This is a genomic window from Polynucleobacter sp. Fuers-14 (assembly GCF_018882045.1).
Classification (GTDB): domain Bacteria; phylum Pseudomonadota; class Gammaproteobacteria; order Burkholderiales; family Burkholderiaceae; genus Polynucleobacter.
In genome coordinates, this window is record NZ_JACVPG010000031.1 from 1 (window position 1) to 6,003 (window position 6,003).

A 6,003-nucleotide genomic window follows, 5' to 3' on the forward strand; every position below is an offset into this window, starting at 1 on the left:
TACCCGCTTAAGGCCGCCTGATTTTAAAAACTCTTTAACTACCTTTAGCTTGAACTGCTTGCTGTACTTGCTCATAAAACAAAACCCCCTTGGCTGGACATAACGTCCAACTTTTGGGGGTCAGTTCAGAGGGTGGTTTTTTTAACAGCAAAATTAACTATTCAGTTAATTAAGCAGCTTTACGGCTTTTAGCAGCTGGCTTAGCAACAGCGTATTGACCTTGAATGTTTGCCAAAGCAGCATCAACACTCTTCTCAAAGTTAGCAAATGCGTCAGTTGCAGATGCGCGAACTTGGTCAAACTGTTGGAGTGAAGAATCAAATGCAGTTTTGAATGCAGAAACAAAAGCTTCAGAACCAGCAGGAGCTGTCTTAGTAGCTTCTTTAACAAACTTAACCAAATCAGCACGTGCGTCATCAATAGAAGCGTCAACTACTTGAGCAACTTCTTTGTTACCGTTACGAACTACTTGGTTTACTTTAGCCTGGTAAGCAGCAGCATATTTAGCAGCTTCTTGAGCAGCTTCTGGCTGAGCTAATTTAGCTAATTGCTGTGGATCCTTGATTGCCAACAATTGTGAGCTTGTATCTTGAGCAGCAACTAAAGCATCTTTAGCAGCAGCTTGGTTGATTTCAGCTAATTCTTGAGCACTTTCAACAGCAACTTGTGCCAAATGTTTAGCAGTTTCGATTGCTTTAGCTTGTGCAGAAGCGAGTTGGTCGTTTAATTGAGTTTGAAACATGATTTATCCTAACTTTAAGTAAATGTGGGTTTTTTATTGCGATGCACCATTTTAAGATCCCCATTTTCCAAAAGCAAGATATTTTTGTTGCAAAGCAACATATATTTTCTAAAACCCCATTTCAAGCCTTTAAATGAGGTTTATTGGGTAATCAAATTCTAATTTTCCCATATAGTTTTTAGGGGAATTAACTAGAAACTTCCAAAAATCATTAGCAATAAAGCGTTAGGTGCCCCTACTTTACCCAGGTGGTAAATTCCTCTGCACTGACTCTAGGAGTGTGAAAACTGTTCACTAACTCGTTTTTGTCAGCATATCCAAGTGCCATACCGCACACAAGCATCTCATTCTCTTGTGTACCAATACAAGGCAGGATGATCTTTGCGTAATCATTCCAAGCAGCTTGTGGGCAGGTATCCAAACCCTCACCTCTGGCAGCAACCATCATATTTTGCAAGAACATCCCATAGTCAAGCATCGAACCCCTACCAAGCTCCTTATCGATGGTGAAGAAGATGCAAACTGGTGCACCAAATGCCTCAAAGTTTTTTCGATGCTGAGCATGCATCTTGTCTTTATCGCCTTTAGCAATCCCTAAGAGGCCATATAAGCCCCAACCGTTTTCACGACGTCTATCTATGTAAGGGCTAAACCATTTAGTGGGGTAATAGTCGTATGCAGATTGATATTCTTTCGCCAACTCGGGATTGAGTGCAATGTCATCATAAGAAGCGCATACCTTTTTGCATAAATCATCAAGTGCCTCACCCTCTACAACATAGGCCTTCCAAGGTTGTGTATTGGTACCTGAAGGTGCACGCGCAGAAATATTGAGTAACTTGAGCACGGTCTCTTTGGAGACGGCTTCTTTTGTAAACGCTCTTACCGACATACGCGAGGTAATTGCCTCGGCAGCAGTTAATGTCTTCATAAAGATTCCTTAGCTTTATTTAGGTTTAGCACCACTAGCTCTTGCCTTATGTAGCTTCCGATAACTATCGATCAAACGATGATGCCTATCTAACCCCTCTAACTTCATGCTCGTTGGCGTTAAATCGTAGAAACGCACGCTGCCATCGATTGAACCCAAAACGGCATCCATCCTAGCATCACCATACATACGACGGAAGTTCGATTGATAGTCTGACATCTCTAATTCATCATCTAAGTGAACTTCAAGGGCAGCATCTAGAGCTTGGTAAAACAATTTACGCTCTACTGTATTGTCGTTGTACTGAAGAAAGGCGCCCACTAGCTCATGTGCTTCCTCAAATTGCTTTAGCGCAAGATGAATCAATAGCTTTAACTCGAGAACAGTGAGTTGACCCCAAACGGTATTCTCATCAAACTCAATGCCAATTAATGTGGCGATGTCGCCATACTCATCTAGCTCGTTATTTTCCAAACGATCCAGAAGTGCAGTTAAGCTGGCATCGTCTAGTTGGAATAAATTGAGAATATCCTTGCGGAACAGCAAAGACTTATTGGTGTTGTCCCAAATCAAATCTTCAATTGGGTAGATCTCAGAATAGCCAGGCACTAAGATTCGACAAGCTGTTGCGCCCAGTTGATCATAGACAGCTACATAAGCCTCTTTGCCAATCTCCTTCAGAATACCAAACAGAGTTTCAGCTTCTCTAGCATTCGAATCCTCACCCTTGCTAGAAAAATCCCACTCTACAAATTCATAATCTGATTTGGCGCTGAAGAAACGCCAGGACACAATGCCGCTGGAATCAATGAAGTGCTCAACAAAGTTGTTCGGCTCAGTCACGGCCTCACTGGCAAAGGTAGGTGGGGGCAAATCATTCAGGCCTTCTAAACTACGACCTTGCAATAACTCAGTCAAGCTTCTCTCTAAGGCAACCTCAAGACTTGGATGTGCGCCAAATGAGGCAAAGACACCACCTGTTCTTGGGTTCATTAAGGTAACGCACATCACTGGATAGATGCCACCCAGAGATGCATCTTTAACTAATACTGGGAAGCCCTGCTCCTCCAGACTCTGAATACCAGCCAGAATGCCGGGATACTTCGCGAGCACTTCTTGCGGTACATCCGGCAATGCAATTTCGCCTTCCAGAATTTCACGCTTTACTGCTCGCTCAAAAATCTCTGACAAGCACTGTACCTGCGCTTCGGCTAAGGTATTACCAGCACTCATACCATTACTGAAGAATAAATTTTCAATTAGGTTGGATGGAAAATACACAGTCTCGCCATCCGATTGACGTATATAGGGCAATGAGCAGATACCACGCTCTACATTACCGGAATTGGTATCTACTAGATGCGAAGCCTTTAGCTCTCCGTCTGGGTTATAAATGTTTTGAGAGTATTCATCTAGAATTTCAGTGGGCAATGCATCTTTCTTACCTGGCTTGAACCAACGCTCATTGGGGTAATGTACAAACTCTGCATTAGCAATGTCCTCGCCCCAGTATGCACCTGCATAAAAATGGTTATTACTCAAGCGCTCGATATATTCGCCCAGAGCAGAAGCCAAAGCGCTTTCTTTGGTTGCGCCTTTACCATTGGTAAAGCACATCGGGGAATGCGCATCACGAATATGCAAGGACCATACATTCGGAATCAGGTTGCGCCACGAAGCGATTTCGATCTTAATACCCAGGTTAGCCAAAAGACCTGACATATTGGCAATGGTTTGCTCTAGGGGCAGATCTTTACCCAGAATATGGGTGCTAGCGCTAACGTCAGGCCTTAAGGTCAATAGACTCTGCGCATCAGCGTCAAGATTAGCAACTTGCTCAATAACAAATTCGGGACCCTCCTGCACTACCTTCTTAACTGTACAGCGCTCAATTGAGCGGAGAATACCTTGTCGATCAGTTGCTGAAATATCGGCCGGTAGCTCAACTTGAATCTTAAAGATTTGTTTGTAGCGATTTTCTGGATCAACAATATTGTTTTGCGAGAGACGGATGTTCTCAGTGGAAATATTCCGAGTTTCGCAGTACAGCTTTACAAAGTATGCCGCACATAAAGCAGATGAAGCTAAGAAATAATCAAATGGCCCTGGCGCAGATCCATCGCCCTTATATCGAATAGGCTGGTCAGCAATGACCGTGAAGTCATCGAACTTTGCCTCTAAACGAAGCTTATCGAGAAAATTGACTTTAATTTCCATGGGGGATGATTCCAAAATAGTGCGAAAGATGTTGTGAGCGCCATTATCCATCCCAACACCATCTACAGAATGTCTTTAAAGGCTAAGTCAGCCACATTTGGCGATAAATGCCATCTGGATCATGATCTTGGGTTTGCTTAGCTACATTAAAAGGTCTTCCTCCCCTGGGATCGGTGCCTTTGCCAGCAATATATAACCAGTTGCCTTGATTGCTATAAACATCGTAGTCGATCAATTGATATTCAAACCAAGCACAACCCGCTTGCCAATCACCCTTCATGTCGTAAATCCAATAGCTCGCAACAATTTGACGCATACGATTAGATAGATAGCCTGTTTTTTTCAATTCACGCATACCAGCATCGATAAGTGACTCTCCAGTATTACCAGATGACCATTTGTAGAATTTTTCACTATCAAACTGATTCCCCGGACTATTGCTCAAGCCTTTGGAGTAATAAAGCTTTTTGCCATACTTAAAGTGCAGAAACCGGAAGTAGTCTCTCCAAAGCAGCTCAAACCAAAGCCAGTAGGTTCCATCATTTGCCCCATAGCAAGATTCATAATCCACTAATTGCCTTGCAATGGAGCCAGCAGAGCAAGAACCCTGGGCCAGCCATGGAGAGAATTTGCTGGAGTAATCCATACCAATCAGCTCATTACGTGTTTGCTTGTAGGCATCAGGAAGGCGTCGCTCAAAATATTGCTGAATATGCACATGAGCACTCTGCTCCCCACCTCGAAAATTTCCGCTACCAGATGAAGTGTTGCCATCGAATGCTTTGATAGAGGATATCTCGATGACTGGTAATGAAGGAATGCTCTTGGGAGCATCTATGGGAAAAGCAAACCGTAATTTTTGTTTTTCGACTTTTTGGCGGAATTGGGTAAAGATATCTGGCATCTCTTGTAATGGAAATGGCAAGTCCAGACCATCCAACATGCTGGATTGCCATAGTGTATTCATCTTAAAACCAGTACTACTTAATAGCGCTACTTGCTCCAACTCTTCGGGCGCTTGAATTTGCTCGCAATAAATAAGATCTGCTTGAATCTGGATTTTTAATTTCTCAAACACATGCAAGACATCACCAGTCACCTCATACAAGTCGGTAATCCCCCCACAGGTTAACTGAGCTCAGAGGTAGAATTTTCTCAATTAGAGGAGTTCTACATGAAGCGTTCTAAATTTACTGATAGCCAGATCATGGATGCCCTAAAACGGGTGGATGCTGGCCTAGCAGTTCCAGAAATCTGTCGTGAACTGGGTATCAGCACTGCTACTTTCTACAAGTGGCGCTCTAAATATGGCGGCATGGACACTTCCATGATGGCCCGCATGAAAGAGCTTGAGGCTCAAAATGCCAGGCTTAAGAAGATGTACATCGAAGAAAAGCTCAAGGCGGAGATCTTAAACGAGGCCATCACAAAAAAGTGGTGAGGCCGTCTCACAGACGTGAGATGGCCCAAAAGGCAGTCAGAGAGAAGGCAATCCCCATTCGATTGGCCTGCGCTATCTTTAGCGTGAGCGAGACCTGCTATCGCTATGAAGCGAAGAACAATGTGCAGAACGAGCTCATTGCCAACTGGCTGATCCGCTTAACGGACAACAACCGCAGTTGGGGGTTTGGCCTTTGTTATTTGTATCTACGCAATGTCAAGAACTACACATGGAACCACAAACGCATCTACCGGATTTACAAGGCTCTTGAGCTTAATCTACGCATCAAACCACGCAAACGTTTGGTAAGAGATAAACCCGATGCGTTGGTGGTACCGCTGAGCATCAACCAAGTATGGTCAATGGACTTTATGCATGACCAGTTGCAAGATGGCAGAAGTATCCGTCTGTTTAATGTGATTGATGACTTTAATCGTGAAGCCTTAGGTATTGAAGTGGACTTCTCATTGCCGGCAGAGCGAGTAGTTCGTAGCTTAGATCAAATTATTGCTTGGCGAGGTAAGCCTGCTGTTATACGAGCGGACAACGTACTAAATGCAAGAACTTTTTCCAGCGATAGGCAAAGCCATACCGTAACTGCAATTTGCAGTTAAAAAAATCAAACTTACTACTTGTCTATACCCAAACGGTCACTTCCACAAATAAATCAGG

The 6,003-nt window shown here is 43.5% G+C and carries 4 protein-coding genes and 1 pseudogene; 1 reads left to right on the plus strand and 4 read right to left on the minus strand.

Going from position 1 to position 6,003, the window contains the following annotated elements:
* Positions 1-169: 169 nt before the first annotated feature.
* From ICN40_RS11515 to ICN40_RS11530, 4 genes are all read right to left on the minus strand, one after another.
* Positions 170-742, minus strand: coding sequence for a phasin family protein (locus ICN40_RS11515; RefSeq protein ID WP_215361891.1), 573 nt, complete (start codon positions 740-742; stop codon positions 170-172).
* 235 nt (positions 743-977) lie between these two features.
* Entirely contained in the window at positions 978-1,673 is a 696-nt protein-coding gene (locus ICN40_RS11520; protein WP_216244122.1) for a nitroreductase, read from the minus strand.
* Positions 1,674-1,688: 15 nt separating this feature from the next.
* Entirely contained in the window at positions 1,689-3,890 is a 2,202-nt protein-coding gene (locus tag ICN40_RS11525) for an OsmC domain/YcaO domain-containing protein (protein ID WP_216244125.1), read from the minus strand.
* Between the two features lie 82 nt (positions 3,891-3,972).
* A complete protein-coding gene (locus ICN40_RS11530; protein WP_216244123.1) occupies positions 3,973-4,989 on the minus strand; it encodes a DASH family cryptochrome in 1,017 nt (338 codons plus the stop codon).
* Between the two features lie 75 nt (positions 4,990-5,064).
* On the opposite strand from ICN40_RS11530, the pseudogene ICN40_RS11535 reads away from it, so the two are divergent.
* Positions 5,065-5,879, plus strand: a pseudogene (locus ICN40_RS11535) (IS3 family transposase); the annotation flags it as partial.
* Positions 5,880-6,003 lie beyond the last annotated feature (124 nt).

Excerpts from the sequence above, each read along its gene's own strand:
- ICN40_RS11515 (WP_215361891.1), bottom strand. The coding sequence starts at position 742 with ATGTTTCAAACTCAATTAAACGACCAACTCGCTTCTGCACAAGCTAAA.
- ICN40_RS11520 (WP_216244122.1), bottom strand. The coding sequence starts at position 1,673 with ATGAAGACATTAACTGCTGCCGAGGCAATTACCTCGCGTATGTCGGTA.
- ICN40_RS11525 (WP_216244125.1), bottom strand. The coding sequence starts at position 3,890 with ATGGAAATTAAAGTCAATTTTCTCGATAAGCTTCGTTTAGAGGCAAAG.